This is a genomic window from Marinomonas sp. (genome assembly GCF_039940335.1).
GTDB lineage: Bacteria > Pseudomonadota > Gammaproteobacteria > Pseudomonadales > Marinomonadaceae > Marinomonas.
The window spans coordinates 135483-157061 of record NZ_JBDVGW010000016.1 but is presented as its reverse complement, the minus strand read 5'-3'; the positions used below and the strand labels follow the sequence as shown (position 1 = coordinate 157061).

The 21579-nt window shown below is 43.3% G+C and carries 23 protein-coding genes; 18 read left to right on the top strand and 5 right to left on the bottom strand.

Going from position 1 to position 21579, the window contains the following annotated elements:
* Positions 1-442: 442 nt before the first annotated feature.
* Complete coding sequence (locus ABJF92_RS15800) at positions 443-691, bottom strand: hypothetical protein (protein WP_446816735.1); 249 nt, start codon at positions 689-691, stop codon at positions 443-445.
* A gap of 720 nt (positions 692-1411) precedes the next feature.
* Between ABJF92_RS15800 and ABJF92_RS15795 the strand changes: the two genes are divergently transcribed.
* The gene (locus ABJF92_RS15795; protein ID WP_446816734.1) at positions 1412-1657 is read left to right on the top strand and encodes a hypothetical protein; all 246 of its coding nucleotides are present in this window, start codon (positions 1412-1414) and stop codon (positions 1655-1657) included.
* 70 nt (positions 1658-1727) lie between these two features.
* On the opposite strand, the gene leuA is transcribed toward ABJF92_RS15795, so the two are convergent.
* Positions 1728-3380, bottom strand: a complete 1653-nt coding sequence (leuA, locus tag ABJF92_RS15790) for a 2-isopropylmalate synthase (RefSeq protein WP_446816733.1) — start codon at positions 3378-3380, stop codon at positions 1728-1730.
* A 190-nt stretch (positions 3381-3570) separates the two neighbouring features.
* Here leuA and ABJF92_RS15785 point away from each other — a divergent pair, with 190 nt between their 5' ends.
* Complete coding sequence (locus ABJF92_RS15785; RefSeq protein WP_446816732.1) at positions 3571-4044, top strand: Lrp/AsnC family transcriptional regulator; 474 nt, start codon at positions 3571-3573, stop codon at positions 4042-4044.
* Positions 4045-4205: 161 nt separating this feature from the next.
* Positions 4206-4820, top strand: coding sequence for a GTP cyclohydrolase II (gene ribA / locus ABJF92_RS15780; RefSeq protein ID WP_446816731.1), 615 nt, complete (start codon positions 4206-4208; stop codon positions 4818-4820).
* Positions 4821-4892: 72 nt separating this feature from the next.
* Here the strand turns inward: ribA and ABJF92_RS15775 are convergent, their stop codons facing one another.
* Positions 4893-6101, bottom strand: a complete 1209-nt coding sequence (locus tag ABJF92_RS15775) for a DEAD/DEAH box helicase (RefSeq protein ID WP_446816730.1) — start codon at positions 6099-6101, stop codon at positions 4893-4895.
* Positions 6102-6256: 155 nt separating this feature from the next.
* Between ABJF92_RS15775 and ABJF92_RS15770 the strand changes: the two genes are divergently transcribed.
* Together ABJF92_RS15770 and ABJF92_RS15765 are read left to right on the top strand one after the other, a co-directional pair.
* Positions 6257-6817 (top strand): DUF1415 domain-containing protein, encoded by a 561-nt coding sequence (locus ABJF92_RS15770; protein ID WP_446816729.1) that lies wholly within the window; start codon positions 6257-6259, stop codon positions 6815-6817.
* 84 nt (positions 6818-6901) lie between these two features.
* Positions 6902-7735 carry a CvfB family protein gene (locus tag ABJF92_RS15765; protein WP_446816728.1) on the top strand — a complete coding sequence of 278 codons (834 nt, stop codon included), beginning with the start codon at positions 6902-6904 and terminating at the stop codon, positions 7733-7735.
* Positions 7736-7763: 28 nt separating this feature from the next.
* Here ABJF92_RS15765 and ABJF92_RS15760 read toward each other — a convergent pair whose 3' ends face one another.
* Positions 7764-8714, bottom strand: coding sequence for a ketopantoate reductase family protein (locus ABJF92_RS15760; RefSeq protein WP_446816727.1), 951 nt, complete (start codon positions 8712-8714; stop codon positions 7764-7766).
* Positions 8715-8798: 84 nt separating this feature from the next.
* Here ABJF92_RS15760 and ABJF92_RS15755 point away from each other — a divergent pair, with 84 nt between their 5' ends.
* Entirely contained in the window at positions 8799-9281 is a 483-nt protein-coding gene (locus ABJF92_RS15755; RefSeq protein WP_446816726.1) for a YajQ family cyclic di-GMP-binding protein, read from the top strand.
* On the opposite strand, the gene ABJF92_RS15750 is transcribed toward ABJF92_RS15755, so the two are convergent.
* Positions 9278-9619 carry an MGMT family protein gene (locus ABJF92_RS15750; protein WP_446816725.1) on the bottom strand — a complete coding sequence of 114 codons (342 nt, stop codon included), beginning with the start codon at positions 9617-9619 and terminating at the stop codon, positions 9278-9280. The genes ABJF92_RS15755 and ABJF92_RS15750 overlap by 4 nt on opposite strands.
* Positions 9620-9667: 48 nt before the next feature.
* Here ABJF92_RS15750 and ABJF92_RS15745 point away from each other — a divergent pair, with 48 nt between their 5' ends.
* From ABJF92_RS15745 to ABJF92_RS15690, 12 genes are all read left to right on the top strand, one after another.
* The gene (locus tag ABJF92_RS15745; RefSeq protein ID WP_446816724.1) at positions 9668-10129 is read left to right on the top strand and encodes an FxsA family protein; all 462 of its coding nucleotides are present in this window, start codon (positions 9668-9670) and stop codon (positions 10127-10129) included.
* A gap of 127 nt (positions 10130-10256) precedes the next feature.
* Positions 10257-10547 carry a co-chaperone GroES gene (locus tag ABJF92_RS15740; protein WP_024022707.1) on the top strand — a complete coding sequence of 97 codons (291 nt, stop codon included), beginning with the start codon at positions 10257-10259 and terminating at the stop codon, positions 10545-10547.
* A gap of 61 nt (positions 10548-10608) precedes the next feature.
* A complete protein-coding gene (groL, locus tag ABJF92_RS15735) occupies positions 10609-12255 on the top strand; it encodes a chaperonin GroEL (RefSeq protein ID WP_446816723.1) in 1647 nt (548 codons plus the stop codon).
* 361 nt (positions 12256-12616) lie between these two features.
* Positions 12617-14746 carry a FimV/HubP family polar landmark protein gene (locus ABJF92_RS15730; RefSeq protein WP_446816722.1) on the top strand — a complete coding sequence of 710 codons (2130 nt, stop codon included), beginning with the start codon at positions 12617-12619 and terminating at the stop codon, positions 14744-14746.
* Entirely contained in the window at positions 14739-15566 is an 828-nt protein-coding gene (truA, locus tag ABJF92_RS15725) for a tRNA pseudouridine(38-40) synthase TruA (RefSeq protein ID WP_446816721.1), read from the top strand. The genes ABJF92_RS15730 and truA overlap by 8 nt, the downstream gene beginning before the upstream one ends.
* Positions 15550-16170 carry a phosphoribosylanthranilate isomerase gene (locus ABJF92_RS15720; protein WP_446816720.1) on the top strand — a complete coding sequence of 207 codons (621 nt, stop codon included), beginning with the start codon at positions 15550-15552 and terminating at the stop codon, positions 16168-16170. The genes truA and ABJF92_RS15720 overlap by 17 nt, the downstream gene beginning before the upstream one ends.
* Entirely contained in the window at positions 16160-17371 is a 1212-nt protein-coding gene (gene trpB, locus ABJF92_RS15715; RefSeq protein ID WP_446816719.1) for a tryptophan synthase subunit beta, read from the top strand. Before ABJF92_RS15720 ends, trpB begins: the two co-directional genes overlap by 11 nt.
* Positions 17368-18174, top strand: a complete 807-nt coding sequence (trpA, locus tag ABJF92_RS15710; RefSeq protein ID WP_446816718.1) for a tryptophan synthase subunit alpha — start codon at positions 17368-17370, stop codon at positions 18172-18174. Before trpB ends, trpA begins: the two co-directional genes overlap by 4 nt.
* Before the next feature lie 30 nt (positions 18175-18204).
* On the top strand, positions 18205-19068 hold the full coding sequence (gene accD, locus ABJF92_RS15705; protein ID WP_445977244.1) for an acetyl-CoA carboxylase, carboxyltransferase subunit beta: 864 nt from the start codon (positions 18205-18207) through the stop codon (positions 19066-19068).
* A 4-nt stretch (positions 19069-19072) separates the two neighbouring features.
* Positions 19073-20326 (top strand): bifunctional tetrahydrofolate synthase/dihydrofolate synthase, encoded by a 1254-nt coding sequence (gene folC / locus ABJF92_RS15700; protein ID WP_446816717.1) that lies wholly within the window; start codon positions 19073-19075, stop codon positions 20324-20326.
* Positions 20323-20946 carry an SPOR domain-containing protein gene (locus tag ABJF92_RS15695; RefSeq protein ID WP_446816716.1) on the top strand — a complete coding sequence of 208 codons (624 nt, stop codon included), beginning with the start codon at positions 20323-20325 and terminating at the stop codon, positions 20944-20946. Before folC ends, ABJF92_RS15695 begins: the two co-directional genes overlap by 4 nt.
* A 65-nt stretch (positions 20947-21011) precedes the next feature.
* The gene (locus ABJF92_RS15690; RefSeq protein WP_446816715.1) at positions 21012-21545 is read left to right on the top strand and encodes a CvpA family protein; all 534 of its coding nucleotides are present in this window, start codon (positions 21012-21014) and stop codon (positions 21543-21545) included.
* Positions 21546-21579 lie beyond the last annotated feature (34 nt).

Sequence of the window (21579 nt, the reverse complement as noted above, 5' to 3'; positions counted from 1 at the left end):
GTAGGTACCGCTTTAGCGGGACGCGGAAAACCTCTTGAGTGCTTTTTCTAGTGAGTTTTCGCTCTGAGCCATGGTACAACGCAGGTTGTGGCCTTCCATTTACTTGCGCCTGTCTCGTGCCTCGACGCGTCAGCGTAAATGCAAATCCACAACCTTCCCTCCTTCAAAGCAACAGATCCAATAAATGCTGATGACTAACCGTAGGTCACGCTTCAGCGTGACGCGGAAATCATTTTGAAAATAAAGCATATTTTTCATTAGCCACACTTACCGATGATGTTTGAGTTAATCTTTGGATTGCATGTTTGCGCTGGACTACCATCAATTCCGCCTTCGGCTAAAGCCGAACCTACAAGATAAGCTTCACATATACTGTTGATCAACCGTAGGGCCGCCTTCAGGCTGACGCGGAAAACCTTTTGAAGATTACGTAAGTTTTTAATTAGCCGCGGTGACTGAAGATATTTGGGTTAATCTTTGGATTGCATGATTGCGCTTGATTGCCATCAATTCCGCCTTCGGCTAAAGCCGAACCTACAAGATAAGCTTCACATATACTGATGATCAACCGCAGGTCAGCCTTTAGGCTGACGCGGAAAGCCTTTTGTAGATAACGTAAGTTTTCATTAGCCACGCTTACCAATGATGTTTTAGTTAATCTTTGGAGTGCATGTTTACGCTTGATTGCCATCAATTCCGCCTTCGGCTAAAGCCGAACCTACAAGATAAGCTTCACATATACTGATGATCAACCGTAGGGCCGCCTTCAGGCTGACGCGGAAAACCTTTTGAAGATTACGTAAGTTTTTAATTAGCCGCGGTGACTGAAGATATTTGGGTTAATCTTTGAATTGCATGATTGCGCTTGATTGCCATCAATTCCGCCTTCGGCTAAAGCCGAACCTACAAAACCAACCTGGCTTATACTGATGACCAACAGTGGGTCAGCCTTCAGGCTGACGCGAATATCATGTTGACGATAACGTAAGCTATCAGCGGGTATTCGTTCTGGGTGGCGCTACAAAGTAGATTGTATTGAGCCTGTCTCGTGCATCGTCATGTCAGTGTAAATGCAAACTTACCAAGTATCATTTAGCAAATCTAGTTCATGCTGAGGGGCAACTGTAGGTTTGGATTTTGCTGAAATAGTTCCGGAAGAACCGCGGTGAAAAGTGATGTTTAGGATAATCTGTTGTGCCGAATGTCACAAATTTAGTTTTCGGCTTTAGTCAGGCTAAGTGATAAGTCACTCATTAATCTTTATTATAAGACAGGTTCGGAAAAGTACCGTTCTGTGTACCTAATGTTACGAAGTTGGTTTTGATATATCAAAAGGGCTCGTTACATTATAGGTTTCGAAGTTTATAATGTTGCTCATATCACTTACTGTAACTTTTATAGGGAAAAAATTATGACAATGAAAGCGTCTTTGCTTGCCTTAATGCTCGCGGCGGCTACTTTGGGTTCGACTAATGCCTTGGCGTTGGATGATTATTGCACACCTAAGCTAAACGACTATTTAGAAAAATTACAGGAAACCGTAGATTCTAAATATATGCCAAGTAGCAAAAAAGAAACGGCACAAAAGGTATTGGATAAAGTTAGCGAAAGTAGAAATGAAGAAGGCGACTGCATCTTGATGAAAGAAATCATGTAGTGGTATTCTGGCCAAAAAAGACCGTCTCATTCAGTTATTCGAATGAGGCGGTTTTTTTGCTTATGGTCTATTACTGGGTAATTTTTTGGTTAACCGTAGCCAATAATGCCTGAATCGAGGCAGATACGATGTCGCTGTTAACAGCGGCACCATTGAATCGCTCGCCGTCAATGTTCGCTTGAACATACGCAATAGCTTGAGAATCACTACCAACAGTTAAGGCGTGCTCTTGATATTGAATGATATCAACTCGTAATCCAAAGTGTTGGCCTAGAGCTTCACTGAAAGCTGAAAGCGCTCCATTACCCGAACCGGTAATTTGGATGTTACCCGCTTCAGCTATCAGCTCAGCATTGACAGTATCGCTTTCATCTTTAGTTAAATCATAACGACCTAGTTGATACGGCGTAGTGCCCGTCATAAAACTTGATTCAAACAATGCTTTCATAGATTCGCCATTTACCACGCCACCATCTTGCTCTGCAAAGCGTTGTACAATTGGACTGAATTCAACTTGCAACCAACGTGGTAATGCTAAGCCAAATTCTTGCTCAAGTGTATAAGCTATGCCGCCTTTACCGGATTGGCTGTTAACTCGAATAACTTCTTGGTAGCTACGGCCCACATCACGAGGGTCGATTGGCAAGTAAGCCACATCCCAAGGTTTGTCATCTGTTTGGTTCGCCAAGCACTTTTTAATAGCATCTTGGTGAGAACCGGAGAAAGCGGTAAAGACAAGTTCACCGGCATAAGGATGGCGTGGATGGACCTGTAATAAAGTACAGGCTTGAACAACACTGATGATACGGTCCATATCACTCAATTGAAGCTCAGGGTCAACACCTTGGCTGTATATGTTCATGGCCATGGTGACCACGTCCATATTACCAGTGCGCTCACCGTTACCAAGCAACGTGCCTTCAATACGATCGGCACCGGCCATAAGGCCTAATTCCGCTGCTGCAACACCACAACCACGGTCATTATGGGTATGCAAACTAATGATCATGCTGTCACGCTTTTCGACATTACGACAGAAATATTCAATTTGGTCCGCAAAACGATTCGGGGTGGCTACTTCGACTGTCGCAGGTAGGTTAATAATGATTTTGTTTTCAGGGCTAGGCTGCCAGACTTCTGCTACAGCATTAACCACTTCTACAGCATAATCGGTCTCTGTACCGGTAAAACTCTCAGGCGAATATTGGAAAACCCATTCTGTTTCAGGGTGTTTTGCCGCATGGTCTTTAACACATTGAGCACCATTCACAGCAATTTGTTTGATGCCTTCCATGTCCATGCGGAAGACTTGCTCACGTTGGGTTTTAGACGTTGAGTTATAAACGTGAACGATGGCTTTTTTGGCGCCTTTTAAGGACTCGTAAGTACGTTCAATAAGCTCTGGGCGAGCTTGGGTTAACACTTGGATGTAAACATCATCCGGTACTTGCTCTTCTTCAATCAACCAGCGAACAAAGTCGAAATCTAGTTGTGAAGCAGCTGGGAAGCCCACTTCAATTTCTTTAAAGCCAACATCCACAAGTAGGGCAAAAAACTGCTTCTTTTGTTCCACTGTCATTGGTTCAACTAGGGCTTGGTTGCCATCACGAAGATCAACGCTAGACCAAATTGGAGCCTTAGTGATTTCTTGATCTGGCCAAGTACGGTTTTCCAAAGTGACTGGTTTGAATGGCGTATATTTAGTGTGGTCAAAAGATGTCATTTGCTATTCCTTTTTATGGTGAGGCTGGGTAAGCCTACAGTGTTATTTTGCGCGATTTATGGCTCGCTTTGTTATGGGAATATGATAACGAATTAAATGAGGTAAAAGATTGCGTTTTTTAAAGAAAAATAAATCTTTATGGCATAATATTGCGTATTATGGCTATTAATTGGTTATTAAGAGGTGATACGTGAGGTTTGACAAAATTGATCTGAGTATACTGCGAGAATTACAGCAAGATTCTAGCTTAACTAATCAGGAGTTGGCCGATCGAGTTGGCTTGTCGCCTTCTCCTTGCTTACGACGTGTTAAAGCCTTGGAAGAAACTGGGGTAATAGACAGCCAAGTAATGTTGCTTAATCAGAAAATGCTGGGCTTAAAGCTAACAGCTTTCATACAAATTAGTATGGATAGGCATACTCCTGAGCGTTTTGAGGTTTTTGAAGCTGAGGTAGAGTCTTTCCCTGAAGTAATTGCCTGCAATATGGTCACAGGGCAATCCGCTGATTATCTTTTAGAGGTCGCGGTCGAAGACATGGATTACTACCACGAGTTCTTGTTAGGTAAGCTTACTCGTATTCCTGGGGTGACAGGTGTTCACTCGAGTTTTTTACTTCGCAGAATCATCAATCGGACTGCGTTACCTCTAAACCATCTTGCATGAGGGTTAGTTTCTACTAGCACTAAGCCTTAAGTCACGTTAAAGGTATTTTTATTCATCCAAATTAGTCGCCAGTACGTATTGAAAAATAGGATTGTGCCCAAATAATGAGGCGATGATCTGTAAATGCATATTTTGAAAAGAATCTTCAAAGAGAAATCGTTATGAATGAGTTAACAATTAAGCGTCGAGTAGTGATCCCGGTTCGGGCTGGAGACGTGATGGCGGAATTTATTTCTTTTGATGGAGATGAATCTGGCAAAGAACATATTGCTATTTTTTGTGAAGGTAAAGAAGGCTGTGTGCCAAGTGATGCGCCTCTTGTACGTTTGCATTCTGAGTGTTTGACTGGCGACGTTTTTGGATCGGGTCGTTGTGATTGCGGTGAACAATTAGACGAAGCCATTGACCGCATCCATGAAGAAGGTGGCTATATCTTATATTTGCGCCAAGAAGGTCGTGGCATCGGTTTGTACGCAAAGTTGGATGCTTATGCATTGCAGGATCAAGGCTATGATACCTACCAAGCCAATGAAATGTTGCATTTACCCCAAGATGATCGTGATTTTGGTGTCGCAGCCAACATGCTAAAAGCGTTAGGTGTTCATAAACTAAGGGTATTAACCAATAACCCTGATAAAGCTCACCAATTGTCTGATAACGGTATTGAGGTGGTTGAAGTTATTCCCACTAAGGTTCATGTCAATAAGCATAACCGTGGTTACCTCCTTACCAAAGCAAAACGCAAACAGCACACCATTAATTTGGAAGATTTTTAACAGGCATTATATTTTACTCATAAAAAAACCTGCTATGTGCAGGTTTTAATATGTCTGACGGTGCTATGTAAATTATTTTTTTGTGGTAGGTTTTTTCTTCTTCTTTTTCGAACTAGCGCTGCGTAAACGAGCTTTGGTTTTCGGTTCGAGTCCTTCGATTCGGCCAAATTTCACATTGGTTTGCATGAAGCGTTGTATCTTCTCAATCATTGGTAAGTCATTAATATCGATTAATGAAATACATTCACCAGGGGCGCCTTCACGAGAAGCTCTGCCAGCTCTGTGTATATAAGCATCTGCTTTACGAGGTAGACGAAGGTTAATGACGGTATTGATTTCTGGTAAATCAATACCGCGAGAGGCCACATCCGTTGCTACTAAAACTTGTAGACGGCCGCGTTTCATTTGTTTCATGTGTTCGCTGCGATCACCTTGTTTCATGTCTCCATGAAGACCATCACACATTAGGCCCATTTTACGGATGCGTTGTACCCAAATGTCTACATGTTCGCGATTTGAGACAAATAGAACTGCTTGTTGGACTCTCTCTTGGCCCAGTAAGTGTTTTAAAATGGCTTCTTTGTGTTCGTCGCTGTCTACGCGGTAGGCAATTTGACGAATTTGCTTTGGAACAGTTCTGGAGGACTCTCCTAAACGAATTTGTTCTGTGTCTTCTTTCAATAATTGGGAGGCAAAACGTCCCATTTTTTCGCCTTCTAGAGTGGCGGAAAACATTAACGTCTGGTGCTCTTGAGGTAGCTCTTTCGCTAAATGATTGATGGCACTAGAGAAGCCCATGTCGAGCATACGGTCAGCTTCATCAATGACGAAGTAGGAAACATCGGTTAAATCTAGCCATTGCTTTTGGTCAAGCTCCACAAGGCGACCTGGGGTAGCAACCAGAATGTCGCAAGGCTCGCTTAGCTGTTGCTGCTGCATGCCATAAGGTGTGCCGCCAATAATAAGTTGACTTTGAATTCGCGTATGTTGCGTTAATTGTTCTACAACATTGTATATCTGGCGAGCAAGTTCACGGCTTGGTGCCAGAATCATGACTTTCGGTGCGGTTGTTGATGACTCGTCACGATCAAAAATATGTTGAATTGCAGGAGCGCAAAAGGCAATAGTTTTACCTGTACCTGTTGGGGCTGTTGCAAGTAAATCGGAACCGTCTAGTGCAACTGGAATGGCTTGTTCTTGGATCTCGGTAGGGTTTTCAAAACCTAGGTCGTTAATTGCTTGGACAATAGTAAAATCAAGATCTAATTCAGCAAATGACATGTAAACTCTCTGTTACGGAAGTAGAGGAAAGTTCAAAGATTAAATCCTCTACTAAAATGGACTATAACGTCCATGATAACCTGTTTTCAAAGGTTAAGTTAGACCCTATGTGGGCTTTGCTTTAAAATGATCTAAACATTGATAAGAAGACGGCTATGCAATTAACGGATGAGTTGGTTACCACCCAGACCATGAAATGGGTGAATGAATTTATTATCAAACATAATGTTTGTCCGTTTGCGAAACGAGAAGTGGAGCGAGAGACAGTCAAAGTAGTCGTGTTACGTTCTAAAAAGCCTGATGTTGCTCTTGAAGAGCTGATCGCAGAAGTACAATGGCTTGACCAGCACCCAGAAACGGAAACCACGCTTTTAGTATTTCCTACCTTATTTAAAGATTTTTTCCGGTATCTAGACTTTGTCGACCTAGCGGAAAACCTCATGTATGAACAAGGTTGTGAGGGTGTGTATCAACTGGCGACTTTCCACCCTGAATACTGCTTTTCTGGAACTGACCCTGATGATGTTTCAAATTATACTAATCGTTCTCCATATCCTATGCTTCATCTGCTGCGTGAAGAAAGTCTTGAAAAGGCCATTGAATATTATGGTGATACTGCAGACATACCAGAAAATAACATAGCCAAAATGGAGTCACTGGGCCGTGAGGTGTTAGATGAGTCCTTTGCCTCTTGCATGAAAGTGGATGAGCAATAAATAAAATTGATCGCTCTTAAAGGTGAGGTCTTGTGCTTCTATTTTAAGTGCGTATAGTGCGCAAAAAAGCGAGTTGGAGAAACCATGACAGCAAATATTGGACGCTTAAATACTTTAAGAGTCGTAAAAGAAAAAGATTTTGGCGTGTACTTAGATGCTGGGCAACTAGGTGAAATTTTACTGCCAAAACGCTATGTACCCAAAGGTCTTAAGTTAGATCAAGAGATTGATGTTTTTGTTTATTTGGATTCTGATGATAAATTGATCGCCACGACGGATTTACCCAAAGCACAAGTGGGAGAGTTTGCGGCATTAACCTCTGTAGCCGTTAACCAAGTAGGCGCGTTCTTTGACTGGGGCTTGCCAAAAGACTTGTTAGTGCCCTTTAGTCAGCAGAAAAACCGTGTGGAAGAGGGTGAAACGCACCTACTTTTTATTTATTTGGACCAGTTTACCAATCGTATTGTTGCTACAACCAAAGTAGATGCCTTGCTTAACCGTGAAGAAGCGCCATACAAGGTTGGCGATAAAGTTTCTATCATTATTGGTGATAAAACCAATATCGGTTTTAAGTGTGTAATTGATAACCGCTTTTGGGGTGTGCTGTTCTTTGATGATGCCTTTAGACAACTGCGTAAAGGCGAGAAAACCACCGGTTTTATCAAGCAGATGCGTGAAGATGGCAAGATTGATTTAAGCCTACAAGAAGTAGGTTATAAAAAAGTTAAGAATATCTTAGATGATATTTTGGATTACTTAGATAAGCATGGAGGAGAGTCGCCGTTAACCGACAAAGCCTCTCCTGAAGCCATCTATGCGGTTTTTAAAGTGAGTAAAGCAACCTATAAAAAAGCTTTAGGTGCGCTTTATAAAGACAAGAAAATCCTGCTGACGAAAGAAAAAATCACCAAAATATAATAAAGGTTTGGTGTCTTTTAAAAAGCTCCTAAGCAACGCTTAGGAGCTTTTTTTTGAGCTTCTCTAAAGGCTCGTGTTCTTCGCATTTAATCGCTTGATACAGCAAGGTCTGTATAGGCATTTCAATAGGGCTGTTGTCGATAAGAAAACCAGAAATAAATTGGTTTTCGGTGGGGCGGTGTAAACGAATGTCCTCATGCATAGATGAGCGGTTTAGGCGAGTCAGCTTGGCGACATTACTCACTCTATGAGTCAGGGTGTCTAAGGTGAGGTGTTTGCTCTGCTCGGAGTAAAGAAATTTTGGGTGACTGAAAAGCTGGTCGAGCTCTGCAAGAGCCTGATGGAAAAGATTTGAGTAATCATCATCTAATACTTCACCATTATAAAGCCCAAATACGGCAGTGATGGGGTTGATTACGGCATTGATCGCGAGCTTTTCTATGAGTTTTTGATGGATGTTGGTGATTTGTAGTGACTCAATGGGGAAATTAACCGCTTTATGTTGGGCATCCCAAAGACCGAAATAGGTGTCGCCAAACCCTGTGTGCTTAACTCTATTCGAATCTAACTTTAGTGCGCCTTCACTGGTCACGCCAGCCCAAAGTGTTTGAGTTGGTTTAAGTTGTTTTTGTACCAGTTGTTGTGCGCCCAAACCATTGCATAAACAAGCGATGGTCGCCTGCTCTGTGAGGTAGTGCTCGACGCTTTGGAATGCCGTATTGAGATCATAGGCTTTGGTACAAAACAAGACCTGATCGTATTGTTTGGACAGTTCATCCACTTTAAAGCTTTTGATTTTGTGGATAGACGTCACAGGTTGCTGAGGGTCATCCTCATCAAAACTATCCAAAGTGATTTTCTTGCCAGGTTTTTCGCTTCGATAAACAAGATGCACTGGGTACCCTAGTTTTTCGAGCTTACAGGCCCAGAATAAACCAATGGCGCCCGCGCCAACCACGAGCCAAGGTGTTTTTTTCATGTGGTGTTTTCCATTAGGTGTTTTCTTTGAATCCCTGTTATCATCCCGCAAAATTCCATTATCTAAATTGCAAAGGAGCATAATATGCCATCATTTGACGTAGTTTCCGAGCTTGACTGGCACGAAGTCACCAACGCGGTGGATCAAGCTAACAGAGAAATAACAACACGATATGATTTCAAAGGTGTTAAAGCCGGCTATGAGATCAAAGATAAAGCGGTTGTTATGGAGGCTGAGGCAGAACCTCAACTTCGCCAGATGTCTGATATTCTAAATCAAAAATTGGTCAACCGTGGCATAGATTTAAAAAGTTTAGAAAAAGATGATATAGAAAAAGGTAACATGCGTGCCTCTCAAGCTGTAAAAATGAAAGAAGGCTTAGAAACCGATGAGGCCAAGCGCATTGTTAAAATGATCAAAGAAAGTAAAGTGAAAGTGCAAGCACAAATTCAAGGTGACCAATTACGTGTTACTGGTAAAAAACGTGATGACTTGCAGCAAGTGATGGCACTGTTACGCGGTGCGGATCTAAAACAGCCTGTTCAATTTACTAATTTTAGAGACTAGTTAGATAGGGCTGCTTTGTTAAGTGGCCCTTTTTTCTCTTGGAGGGTGAGCTTAGTACCTACGATGAGCCAACCTTCTTCTTCCAGCTTTGTTCTCTGCCTTACATAGGCGTCTGTGTTTTCCGCAAAACTAATGCGTTTCTGTGCATTGACCACCCGATGCCAAGGCAACTTGGTGTCTTTGGGAAGTTTTTTTAGTAATTGCCCAACTTGACGGGCATAGCCTGGGAATCCAGCCTGTTTGGCTACTTCGCCGTATGAAATGCATTCACCTGTCAGAGTTTCGCTTAAAATAAGGAACACTTGTGATTTAAAGTGTTCCATTGCTTGATTAGTCATTACACTGCCCATAGATATTTATCTGAACTCGATACAAAGAAGGTGATCATGAGATTTGCTCTGTTACTGTTTATTTTAATACCAATTATAGAAATGACTGTGTTGATCAAAGTCGGTGGTCAAATTGGTAGCTTGGCCACAGTAGGTTTGGTTTTCTTAACCGCTATTGTAGGTGTGACACTCATTCGTAAGCAAGGCCTTGCGACCTCCCTAAAAGCCCAACAGAAAATGCAACGAGGTGAATTGCCTGCATCGGAGATGGCGGAAGGGGTTATGTTGATGTTTGCTGGCCTGTGTTTATTGATACCAGGATTTATGACTGATGCACTGGGTGCGTTGTTGTTGATTTCCCCTTTGCGCAAACTTTTTGCAGCGGGCCTAATTGTTAAATTCATGAGCAGCATTATGACTCGAGGACGTCATTGGCGAGGCGGACCCACCGCTCAGCAAGGTGACATCATTGAAGGTGAATATGTGAATGAAGAAAATGACCTGATAAATAAAAAATAATTTCGATATATGGGGTTGAAATGCGTTTTGTTAGCCGTATATAAGAAGTCGATATAGTTTCTCGCTATAAGCGAGAATATTCCCGCCAGGGGAGTCCTGGTATTGTTTTAATTGGAGAGAATGATCAATGAATATTCGTCCTTTGCATGATCGCGTTGTTGTTCGACGTAAAGAAGAAGAGACAACAACTGCATCTGGTATCGTACTGCCTGGATCTGCGACCGAGAAGCCTACTCAAGGCGAGGTCTTGGCTGTTGGCACTGGCCGTATTCAGTCTAATGGTGATGTGCAGGCATTGGCTGTTAGCGTTGGTGACACTGTGTTATTCGGCCAGTACTCAGGTCAAACCGTTAAAATCAATGGTGAAGAATTGTTGATTATGAAAGAAGATGAGATTTACGGCGTAGTAGAAGCCTAATCATATTTTTCACAATGCTAATTCGTTTTATCGTATTTAAAACAGTTTAAGGTATATAAAAATGGCAGCTAAAGAAGTTAAATTTGGCGATAGCGCTCGCCAGCAAATGCTGAAAGGCGTGAACGTACTTGCTGATGCAGTAAAAGTAACTTTGGGCCCTAAAGGTCGCAACGTAATTATTGAAAAGTCTTTTGGTGCGCCGCTTGTCACCAAAGATGGTGTGTCCGTAGCAAAAGAAATCGAACTAGAAAATAAGTTCGAAAACATGGGCGCGCAAATGGTTAAAGAAGTCGCATCTCAAGCCAACGATGTGGCCGGTGATGGTACGACAACGGCAACGGTTCTTGCGCAAGCTATCGTTGTTGAAGGTCTTAAAGCTGTTGCTGCGGGTCGTAACCCAATGGATCTTAAGCGTGGTATCGATAAAGCAACTGAAGCGGTTGTAAAAGAAGTTGCTGCGTTGTCTACACCTTGTGCCGACACTCGTGCTGTTGAGCAAGTTGGTACTATTTCTGCTAACTCTGATGCTTCTGTTGGTAAAATCATTGCTGAAGCGATGGAGCGTGTAGGTAAAGAAGGCGTGATTACCGTTGAAGAAGGTTCTGGCTTTGAAGACGAGCTAGCAGTAGTTGAGGGTATGCAGTTTGATCGCGGTTACCTATCTCCTTACTTCATTAACAACCAAGAGACTATGAGTGCTGAGTTAGAAAATCCATTTATCTTGTTGGTTGATAAGAAGATCTCTAACATCCGCGACTTGCTACCAGTATTGGAAGGTGTTGCCAAGGCTTCTCGTCCATTGCTTATCATTGCTGAAGATGTTGAGGGCGAAGCGCTTGCAACACTGGTTGTGAACAGCATGCGCGGTATCGTGAAAGTTGCCGCGGCTAAAGCACCTGGTTTTGGTGACCGTCGTAAAGCTATGTTAGAAGACATTGCGATTCTAACGGGTGCGACAGTGATCTCTGAAGAAGTTGGTTTCTCTCTAGAAACAACAAGTATCGAGCAGCTAGGCACGGCTAAACGTGTTACTTTGACTAAAGAAAGCACAACGATTGTTGATGGTGCAGGCGATGCTCAAGCTATTACAGGTCGTGTTGATCAAATTCGTGCAGAAATCGCTAGCTCAACTTCAGACTACGACAAAGAGAAGTTGCAAGAGCGCGTTGCGAAGTTGGCAGGTGGTGTAGCGGTTATTAAAATCGGTGCGGCGACTGAAATCGCGATGAAAGAGAAAAAAGCTCGTGTAGACGATGCGCTTCACGCAACACGTGCTGCGGTAGAAGAAGGTGTCGTTGCTGGTGGTGGTGTTGCACTCGTTCGTGCACTAACTAAAGTATCAGGCCTTCTAGGTGATAACGAAGATCAAAACGTAGGTATCGTTCTAGCGCTACGTGCTATGGAAGCTCCAATGCGTCAAATCGTTGCCAATGCTGGCGCAGAAGCATCAGTTGTGGTTGATAAAGTGAAGCAGGGCGAAGGTAACTATGGTTACAACGCAGCTTCTGGTGAATACGGTGATATGCTAGATATGGGTATCCTAGATCCAGCAAAAGTTACGCGTTCTGCGCTACAAGCAGCAGCGTCTGTTGCCGGTCTAATGATTACTACTGAAGCTATGATTGCTGACATTCCTGCACCTGAAAGTGCACCAATGCCTGATATGGGTGGCATGGGCGGAATGGGTGGCATGGGTGGAATGATGTAACCCAAGCTCTACCAATTATTGTTCGCAATAATCGAACCTCGTCAGATGTTATCTGGCGAGGTTTTTTTATGTCGAAAAACTTACTGCTTTGCATCTAACTATGGGGCATTAAAGCCAAGCAACTTAGTGGTTTTCATTCTTACGTCGGGTTGCAATGTATATGGGGTGGTGAGGTAAACGGTGTGTGGGATTTAATGATTAAAAGAGTAGGATATGGTCACTAGAAGAGCAATTATTCAGTGAAAATTGTCTTCATGGGAAGACAATACAAACCATTGATTCTAAAGCTATTGATAAATAGTCACCTGTGTAAGATACTTATAAAATTCACATATCCACTTTTGTTAATTAAGGGAAGCATATGCTTAGGAAAACCCTCATTAGTATGGCCGTTTCAAGCTTACTATACGCGTCCAGTAGCCAAGCTCTGGAATTGGGTGAGTTAACCTCTAATTCAAATGTGGATGAGCCCTATCGTGGCCAAATCGTTATCTCTGATGCCGCAGGCCTGACCAGCAATGATATTTTAGTCCGTCTTGGTAGCGAAAGTGAGTTTCGCCAAGCCGGATTAGCGCCTACCCGAATACTTTCTGAATTGAAGTTTGATGTCACTCAATCTAATGGTCGCTTGGTCGTGCAAGTTAGTTCGGATGCCCCTTTGCAGGCCGAAGAACTGCATTTTGTCTTGGCCGCACGCTGGCCTAGTGGGCAGGTGGTTCGTGAATATCTTACGCCATTGCAACAATCTGCTCGTGTTGAAAAATCTCAAAGCGAAGTGGTTCAGGCAGCTAGTTTAGCTGGTGCAACTGACACACCTAGTAGTGTTTTCAAAGATGCAGTATCCAGTGCAAATCAATTGCCAGTTCGTGCAGAGCTTGATGTGGTGAAGGGTAATACGCTGTGGTCAATTGCCAATCAAAATCGTCAAGGCAACCAGTTAACTATTTATCAAACTATGATGGCGATTCAGGCTCTTAACCAAGAAGCTTTCTATGCTAACAACATTAACTTGCTGAAAGAAGGCGCTATTTTAAGGTTGCCTACTGAAGATCAGATTGCTTTGTTTAATCAATCTATGTCTCAACAAGAGTTCGAGCGCCAACATCAAGCTTGGATGGCACTTAAATCCAATAATGCCTCACGTGGTGTTGAGCAAGCTCAGTTAAATACTCAAGCTCAGTCTAAGAGCGCTTCCGGTAATAAAACATCAACAAGCGACAAGCTAACGCTGGCTTCAGGGCAAAGTGTTTTACCTCAATCTAACGCTAGTTCTAATGCTGGTGGCGGTCAGGCTGTTGCTGAATTAAAAAACCAATTATCGGCCTCTCAAGAGTTGTTAGATAAAGAGCAGCGAGAAAAAGCAGAGCTATCAGACAAGCTTGGAGATTTAAATCAGCAGTTAGCGACACTTGAGCAGTTAATTAGTCTAAAAGACAAGCAAATGGCGGAATTGCAATTGCAATTTAGTCAGGCGCAACAAGCGCTGCAAGAACAGAAAAACACGGTGGATCAGCTTTTAGAGGCGGATCAAGTGCGTCGTGAAAAAGAACTAGCGGAAGAAAACTCGCTTTTCAATAAAATTTTTGGTAATTCGATCATCGTTTCCATCGGTGCCGTGGTCCTAATGTTACTTGGTTTCTTAGGTGGTATGTTGCTGCGTAAAGGCGGCAAAAAGAAAGAAGATGAACGCGCAGCTGATGAATTTGATCTCGCCAGAGGTGCGGCATTAGCAACAGTTGCGGCAGCACCTGTTGCGGAAGCGGTTACTGAAGAGGAACCAGAGCCTGTTGTTGAAGAAGATCCATTTGCCTTTGATTTTAATGATAACTCTGAAGTTTCTGATGACTTAGATGTTTTTGAAGAAGAATCCTTTGAGGTGGAAGAAACTGAGTTAGCAGATGAGTTTGAATTTCCGGAAGACGATGAACCAGAAATGGAACTTGCTCCAGAAGTTGATGAGCTTGAAAACGACTTCGGGGAAATTGATTTCGAAGATGAAGACGAAACAATTGAAGAAGAATCTGTACCAACGGTTGACCCACTTGAAGATGTTATTGATGAACTGGACGGACTTAATGATCTTGATGAAGAAGAAATTAGTGAAGAAGAATCTTTTGTTTCTAGTTTGCTGAATGACGTTGAACAAGATGATGTTGACGAGTCTGCAGTCTTTGATCAAGACCCCAATGAAGCACTTGCAAATTCAATTGAAGAAACGTTAGCAGAAGCACAAGAAGAGATTGAAGCTCCGTCCTTTGGTGTTGAAGATGCCATTGAAGACGAAGTAGAAAGTGATGATGAAGAAGAGTTTGATTTCTTTGACGCCAGTGGTGATGAAGTGGCCACTAAACTGGATCTAGCCCGTGCCTACATGGATATGGGCGATGATGAAGGTGCGCGTGTGATTTTCGAAGATGTCGCAAAGACGGGTAATGAGCAACAAGTAGCAGAAGCGAAGAGTATGATGGAGCGGATGTTCCCAAGTGACTAGAAATAAAGTGGTATTGGTTGTTGAATATGATGGCAGTGCTTACAAAGGCTGGCAAGCTCAGAAATACGGTGTGGCAACAGTTCAGGAGAATTTAGAAAAAGCACTAAGTGTGATCGCAAATCATCCCGTCACGGTGATTTGTGCAGGACGAACTGATGCAGGCGTACACGCCAGCGCGCAAGTTGTGCACTTTGAAACCGACTGTGATCGTCCTATGCGCGCGTGGACATTAGGCGTTAACTCTCATCTTCCCGCGGATATCGCCGTAGTCGCAGCAAGAGGGGTGAGTGAGGACTTTCATGCACGTTTTAGTGCTATAAGTCGTCGTTATCGCTATGTGATATATTCTTCAGCGATTCGTCCTGCGGTTTTGTCTAAAGGTGTAACTTGGACTTACAAACCTCTAGATGTCACCGCGATGCAGCAGGCGTGTAAGGTCTTTTTAGGCACTCATGATTTCACTTCATTTCGTGCTATCGGTTGTCAGGCGAACAGTCCAATTCGAACCATTTTAAATTTCGATATTCAGCAAATAGGGCATTATATTGTCTTAGATGTTCGCGCTAATGCCTTTTTACATCATATGATCCGTAACTTTGCGGGTGTGCTGATGAGTGTCGGTGCGGGCGAGAAGCCAGCTGCGTGGGCTGAGCAAGTACTTAATGCTAAAGATCGAGCTCAGGGTGGGGTGACAGCCCCACCAACAGGTTTATATTTTGTCGATGCACAATATCCGGAGCACTTCGACGTCCCCCAAGTCCCTCTAGGGCCGCATTTTTTACCCTTCATTCAAGAGCCTGCTTATGACCTGTCGAGTTAAGATTTGTGGCATCACTAACCTGGAGGATGCGCTGCATGCGTGCGAAGAGGGAGCTGATGCTTTAGGTTTTGTGTTTTATCCGCCAAGCCCCCGTTACATCAGTCCAGCGCAAGCCAATGCTATTGTTGAGAAATTACCTCCTTTTGTGACGCCTGTTGCTTTGTTTGTCAATGCCAGCGAAGAACAGGTAACACAAGTGGTGTCCCAAAACTCACGTTGGTTGATTCAATTTCATGGTGATGAAGTAGAGTCTGGCTGCGTAAAATATGATCGACCTTACATAAAAGCTTTACGAATGAAAGACGGTGCGGATATTAAAACGCAAGCCGAATCTTTTCCAAGTGCCTTAGCTATCTTACTCGATGCCTACAAGCCTGGAGTTCCGGGAGGTACAGGAGAGTCTTTTGATTGGGGGGCTATACCAAGTGAAATGCCTAAGCCAATAGTGCTCGCTGGGGGATTAACTCCAGAAAATGTAAAATTAGCAGTAAAAGCAACTAAACCATACGCTGTTGATGTCAGTGGTGGTGTAGAATTGTCGAAAGGCATTAAAAACAAATTTAAAGTAAAAGAATTTATCAGTGGAGCAAAAAGTGGATATTAAAGATATCAACCAAGAATTGCCGGATTCCCATGGCCGTTTTGGTCAGTATGGTGGCGTATTTGTGTCGGAAACCTTAATGGCCGCACTTGATGATCTGACTGAGATGTACGAACGCCTTTCTAAAGACCAAGAATTTCAAGCCGCTTTTGATAAGGATTTGGCGCATTATGTTGGTCGTCCTTCGCCTTTGTACTTTGCAGAACGTCTTACTGAAAGGGCGGGTGGCGCAAAAATCTATCTAAAGCGTGAAGATTTAAATCACACTGGTGCTCACAAAATTAACAATACCATTGGCCAAGCTTTGTTGGCTAAACATATGGGTAAGCCGAATATTATAGCCGAAACGGGCGCAGGTCAGCACGGTGTTGCGTCAGCAACGGTTGCAGCACGCCTTGGTCTTAAGTGTAAGGTATTCATGGGGGCAGAAGATATTCGTCGTCAGTCTCTAAACGTTTATCGTATGAAACTGTTAGGCGCTGAAGTGATATCGGTTGAATCAGGTACGAAAACCCTTAAAGATGCGTTAAACGAAGCCATGCGGTATTGGGTGGGTAATGTTGATGATACCTTCTACATTATAGGTACTGCCGCAGGGCCGCATCCATACCCTAAATTGGTTCGTGATTTCCAAGCCGTGATCGGTCGTGAGGCTAAGGCGCAATGTATAGAGCAAGAAGGGCGCTTACCGGATGCGGTCGTCGCTTGTGTTGGTGGTGGTTCTAATGCTATTGGCATGTTCTACCCCTTCATTAAAGATGAATCTGTTGCCATGTATGGTGTTGAGGCTGGCGGCGATGGAATCGAGACGGGTCGTCATGCAGCACCTTTGTCTGCGGGTCGTCCTGGGGTGCTACACGGAAACCGTACCTATGTAATGGCGGATGATGATGGTCAGATTATCGGCACCCATTCTATATCGGCAGGTTTGGATTACCCGGGCGTGGGCCCTGAGCATGCATGGCTAAAAGATATTGGTCGTGCCAACTATGTGGCAATCAATGATGATGAGGCGATGGATGGCTTCCGTGACTTAACCCGTCTTGAAGGTATAATGCCTGCCCTTGAGTCAAGCCATGCGGTTGCCTACGGTATGAAACTGGCAGCGACTATGGATAAAGACCAAATTGTCGTGGTGAATTTATCGGGCCGTGGTGATAAAGATATTCTGACAGTAGCGCAATTGGATGGTATTGAAGTATGAGTCGTATAAAACAGTGTTTTGAAAATTTAGAAAAATCTGGTAAAAAGGCGCTCATTCCGTATATTACCGCTGGCGACCCAACACCGAACCATACTGTCACCATTATGAATGAGTTGGTGGCTGCGGGTGCCGATGTTATTGAAATTGGTATGCCGTTCTCAGACCCTATGGCAGATGGCCCGGTTATCCAATTAGCGTGTGAGAGAAGCTTAGCTGCGGGTACAAGTGTTCGTAAAGTACTTGATATTATCCGTGAATTCCGTCAAACGGATAATGAAACCCCAGTGGTTTTGATGGGCTACTTGAACCCAATTGAATTCTTCGGCTATCAAGCATTTTCCGATGCAGCAAAAGAAGCGGGTGTAGACGGTATTTTATTAGTCGATCTGGCTCCAGAAGAAGCGACAGATGTAGTAGAATACTTCAAAGCAAATGAGATTGACCTGATTTACCTATTAGCGCCGACAACAACACCTGAACGCGCTAAAAAGATATGTGACCTAGCTTCAGGCTACGTATATTACGTTTCGGTAAAAGGTGTCACAGGTTCTGCTGAACTTGATGTGGATAGTGTCAAGCAGCATGTAGATTCATTGCGCACGATTACTGACCTACCAATTGGGGTGGGTTTTGGTATTCGTGATGCAAAAACAGCCGCAGCGGTTAGCCGATGCGCTGATGGTGTCATTGTAGGCAGTGTGCTAGTAAATGCCATTGCTGAAAATCAAGAACGCGAAAAAGAATACATTGCTAATGCGTTAGGGGCGATTTTAAAGCCTATGCGTACCGAAATGGACGCCTAAGCATTAGCTTACAAAGATATGGAGAATTAAATGAGTAGCTGGCTAGATAAATTTGTTCCTTCGATTGTACGCAGTGAGTCGAAGAAATCTGCAGGTTCTGTACCTGAAGGCTTATGGAAAAAATGTCCTAAGTGTGAAAGCGTACTGTATCGCCCAGAGCTTGAAAAAAACCAAGATGTTTGTCCTAAGTGTGAACACCACCTACGTGTTGGCGCGCGCCGTCGCTTAGATTTGTTCTTGGACAAAGAAGGCCGTCAAGAAATCGGTGCTCACTTAGAGCCAGAGGACAAACTTAAGTTTAAAGATTCTAAGCGTTATAAAGATCGTATCGTTGCCGCTCAGAAAGCAACAGGCGAGAAAGACGCTTTGGTCGCAATGGAAGGTGTGTTAAACGGCATGCCGGTTGTTGCCGTTGCCTTTGAATTTAGCTTCCTAGGCGGTTCTATGGGAGCCATCGTTGGTGAGCGTTTTATTCAAGCTGTGAATGTTTGTCTTGAAAAACGTATCCCGCTTGTGTGTTTTTCTGCAAGTGGTGGTGCTCGTATGCAAGAAGCATTAATTTCTCTTATGCAAATGGCAAAAACCAGTGCAGGTCTTGAACGCATGAAGCAAGAAGGCATTCCGTATATTTCGGTAATGACTGACCCTGTGTTTGGTGGTGTTTCTGCATCTCTTGCTATGCTAGGTGATCTAAACGTCGCTGAGCCAAATGCCTTGATTGGTTTTGCTGGCCCTCGCGTTATTGAGCAAACTGTTCGTGAAAAACTTCCAGAAGGTTTCCAGCGCAGTGAGTTCTTATTGGATAAAGGTGCTCTTGATATGATTATTACGCGCAAAGACATGCGTCAGCGTTTGCATAATATTCTTTCATTGCTTACCAACAAGGCGGCTTAATTAAATGACCCAACCGTCATTGGATGCCTGGCTTTCATATATTGAAAGCCAGCACCCCACTGAAATTGAGCTTGGTCTTGAGCGTGGTGCTAAGGTGCTGGCCAAATTAAATATTGGCCGGCCTAAAGCAAAAATCATTACAGTCGCTGGCACCAATGGTAAAGGCTCTACCTGTACTTTATTGACGCAATTTCTCACCGCACGAGGACATCGTGTTGGTACCTATACTTCTCCTCATTTTATCGCTTTCAATGAGCGTATCGCCCTTAATAGCATCCCTTGTGATGATGCATTAATTTGCCAAGCTTTCGAAACTATCGAAGCCTTAAGAGGTGATATTTCTCTCACTTACTTCGAATTCAGTACCCTTGCCGCATTATGGATTTTTGATCAGCAACAGCTTGACTATTGGGTGCTTGAAGTTGGGTTAGGTGGTCGTCTTGATTCCGTCAATATGGTTGATACCGATGTGGCGGTCGTGACCTCCATTGCTCTAGATCACACCGATTGGTTAGGAGACAGTTTAGAGGTTATTGCTCAAGAAAAAGTTGGAATTGCTCGTGCCGGAAAACTGCTAGTAAGTGGTGTGAACGCCCCCCCTGAGTCTTTGGCTGAAACTGCTAAGAAAATCGGTGCTGACTTATATCAAAAGGGCGTTGATTTTCACCTTTACCAAGGCACTAAATCTTGGTCTTGTGCAGTAGGGGAGTCAAATTACACATCCCTGCCAATGCCTAAATTGCCTCTAGAAAATGCGGCAACTGCTGTCGCTGTATTGACTTATATGGGGCTAGTTCCAAAAAATGCTGAATTAGTGGATTTGTTTACGAGCTGTCAAATGACGGGCAGATTTCAACAAGTGTCGAGTGAACCATTAACTTTTTTAGATGTTGCTCATAACCCTGAAGCGGCTCAGCAGTTGGCGATTAAGCTGGCTGAGTTAGATAAGCCTGCTATTGCTGTGTGTGGCATGTTAAAAGACAAAGACATTACGAAAGTTGTAGAGCACTTAAATGGCTCGTTTGGTGCTTGGTTCTGTGCAGATTTGAATGCTCCGAGAGGATCGAAAGGCGAAGAAATCGTAAACATGTTGCCAGCCAATGTGGCAGCTAAAAGTCAAGCCTATGCAAGCGTAACGTTAGCCTATCAAGCGGCGTATCAAATGGCACAAAAAGAGAACTGTGCTCTAATCGTATTTGGGTCGTTTGTAACGGTAACTGACTACCTTTTATCGCAACGTACTCAGGATGAACTATGATCGATAACACCATTAAATTTAGATTGATTGGTGCCGGGATAATGGTTTTGTCGGCAGCGGCGCTTTTACCTTTGGTGCTAGATGGCGAACGCCCTGCAGAATTAGACAGGCAAGTTGAGTTAGCGAAAGCGCCCGAATTTGTCGTACAAAAAATTGACCCTGTACAAAGTTTAGAAGAAATAACTCAGGCACCCAATTCGACTTCCGAAAACACTACCAGTGATGATATTCAGCTTATTCCTGTTCCTCAACAGACTAATGCTCATAAAACCGTTACCAACCTAATTGAAAAACCAACCGCTAAAGTCCCTGTTATTGAAAAGGCTAAGCCCACTAAGAGCACTTCTGTTGCGAAAGGGACTTCGGCACCTGTCGTTACGACTAAGCCTGCGGAACGATGGACGTTACAAATTGCTACCTTTAAGAGTCAGGAAAACGCTCAGCGCTTGGTCGCTAAATTAAAGAGTGCCAATTATGACGCCTACAGTATTACAGTTAACTCTCTTTATAAAGTCTATGTAGGACCTGAGTTTAAACGTGAAGTATCGGATAAGGCTCGTGAGCAAATTAAGAAAGATTTCCGTTTAAGCGGTTTTGTTATTAAGTATTCTGTGAATTAGTAGAACATAATTTGTAAGCTCCCGTTATAGGGTTTACTAGGACGTATCATTGAGATGAGGTTTTGATGGATCAGTTAAGTGCGATTTCCACCTTGGATTGGTTAATTATTGCGGTGGTAGTGATTTCTACCTTGTTAAGTTTGAAGCGCGGCTTTGTTAAAGAAATTCTTTCATTAGTCACTTGGGTCGTTGCTTTTGTTGTCTCTGTAAAATTTTCCGATCAGATGCAGGCCTTATTAGTCGAACAAGTACAGAGTGATCAGATTCGATACATTGTCGCTTTTGTCTCCTTGTTTATTGCAAGTTTGGTAGTGGGTGCATTGGTTAGCTTTTTGTTAGGCTCTTTAATTCAAGTTACCGGGCTAAGCAGTACTGATAGAGTGCTCGGAATGGTGTTTGGGTTTGCGCGTGGCAGTATGGTTGTGGTGGCCTTCGTTTCGCTATTAAGTTTGAGCCCCGCTATTGAAAAAACAGATATGTGGAAATCCTCTCAGCTGATTCCACAGCTAGTACTATTAAAAGATTGGACAAGAGAAATGCTTGGTAAAGGTTCGGAGTTTGTTAATCCAAGTCTAATTGACCGAGCCTTAAGCAGTTAGTTGTTAGTCAATTAAATCAAATTGTTAAAACCTG

What these genes read in the sequence shown, in the direction of transcription:
- ABJF92_RS15695 (WP_446816716.1), top strand. Translation starts at nt 20,323, where the DNA reads ATGATCGATAACACCATTAAATTTAGATTGATTGGTGCCGGGATAATG.
- ABJF92_RS15745 (WP_446816724.1), top strand. Translation starts at nt 9,668, where the DNA reads ATGAGATTTGCTCTGTTACTGTTTATTTTAATACCAATTATAGAAATG.
- trpA (WP_446816718.1), top strand. Translation starts at nt 17,368, where the DNA reads ATGAGTCGTATAAAACAGTGTTTTGAAAATTTAGAAAAATCTGGTAAA.
- ABJF92_RS15730 (WP_446816722.1), top strand. Translation starts at nt 12,617, where the DNA reads ATGCTTAGGAAAACCCTCATTAGTATGGCCGTTTCAAGCTTACTATAC.
- leuA (WP_446816733.1), bottom strand. Translation starts at nt 3,380, where the DNA reads ATGACATCTTTTGACCACACTAAATATACGCCATTCAAACCAGTCACT.
- folC (WP_446816717.1), top strand. Translation starts at nt 19,073, where the DNA reads ATGACCCAACCGTCATTGGATGCCTGGCTTTCATATATTGAAAGCCAG.
- ABJF92_RS15800 (WP_446816735.1), bottom strand. Translation starts at nt 691, where the DNA reads ATGGCAATCAAGCGTAAACATGCACTCCAAAGATTAACTAAAACATCA.
- ABJF92_RS15750 (WP_446816725.1), bottom strand. Translation starts at nt 9,619, where the DNA reads ATGACTAATCAAGCAATGGAACACTTTAAATCACAAGTGTTCCTTATT.
- ABJF92_RS15755 (WP_446816726.1), top strand. Translation starts at nt 8,799, where the DNA reads ATGCCATCATTTGACGTAGTTTCCGAGCTTGACTGGCACGAAGTCACC.
- ABJF92_RS15770 (WP_446816729.1), top strand. Translation starts at nt 6,257, where the DNA reads ATGCAATTAACGGATGAGTTGGTTACCACCCAGACCATGAAATGGGTG.
- ABJF92_RS15795 (WP_446816734.1), top strand. Translation starts at nt 1,412, where the DNA reads ATGACAATGAAAGCGTCTTTGCTTGCCTTAATGCTCGCGGCGGCTACT.
- ABJF92_RS15740 (WP_024022707.1), top strand. Translation starts at nt 10,257, where the DNA reads ATGAATATTCGTCCTTTGCATGATCGCGTTGTTGTTCGACGTAAAGAA.
- groL (WP_446816723.1), top strand. Translation starts at nt 10,609, where the DNA reads ATGGCAGCTAAAGAAGTTAAATTTGGCGATAGCGCTCGCCAGCAAATG.
- accD (WP_445977244.1), top strand. Translation starts at nt 18,205, where the DNA reads ATGAGTAGCTGGCTAGATAAATTTGTTCCTTCGATTGTACGCAGTGAG.
- ABJF92_RS15775 (WP_446816730.1), bottom strand. Translation starts at nt 6,101, where the DNA reads ATGTCATTTGCTGAATTAGATCTTGATTTTACTATTGTCCAAGCAATT.
- ABJF92_RS15690 (WP_446816715.1), top strand. Translation starts at nt 21,012, where the DNA reads ATGGATCAGTTAAGTGCGATTTCCACCTTGGATTGGTTAATTATTGCG.
- ABJF92_RS15720 (WP_446816720.1), top strand. Translation starts at nt 15,550, where the DNA reads ATGACCTGTCGAGTTAAGATTTGTGGCATCACTAACCTGGAGGATGCG.
- ribA (WP_446816731.1), top strand. Translation starts at nt 4,206, where the DNA reads ATGAATGAGTTAACAATTAAGCGTCGAGTAGTGATCCCGGTTCGGGCT.
- ABJF92_RS15765 (WP_446816728.1), top strand. Translation starts at nt 6,902, where the DNA reads ATGACAGCAAATATTGGACGCTTAAATACTTTAAGAGTCGTAAAAGAA.
- ABJF92_RS15760 (WP_446816727.1), bottom strand. Translation starts at nt 8,714, where the DNA reads ATGAAAAAAACACCTTGGCTCGTGGTTGGCGCGGGCGCCATTGGTTTA.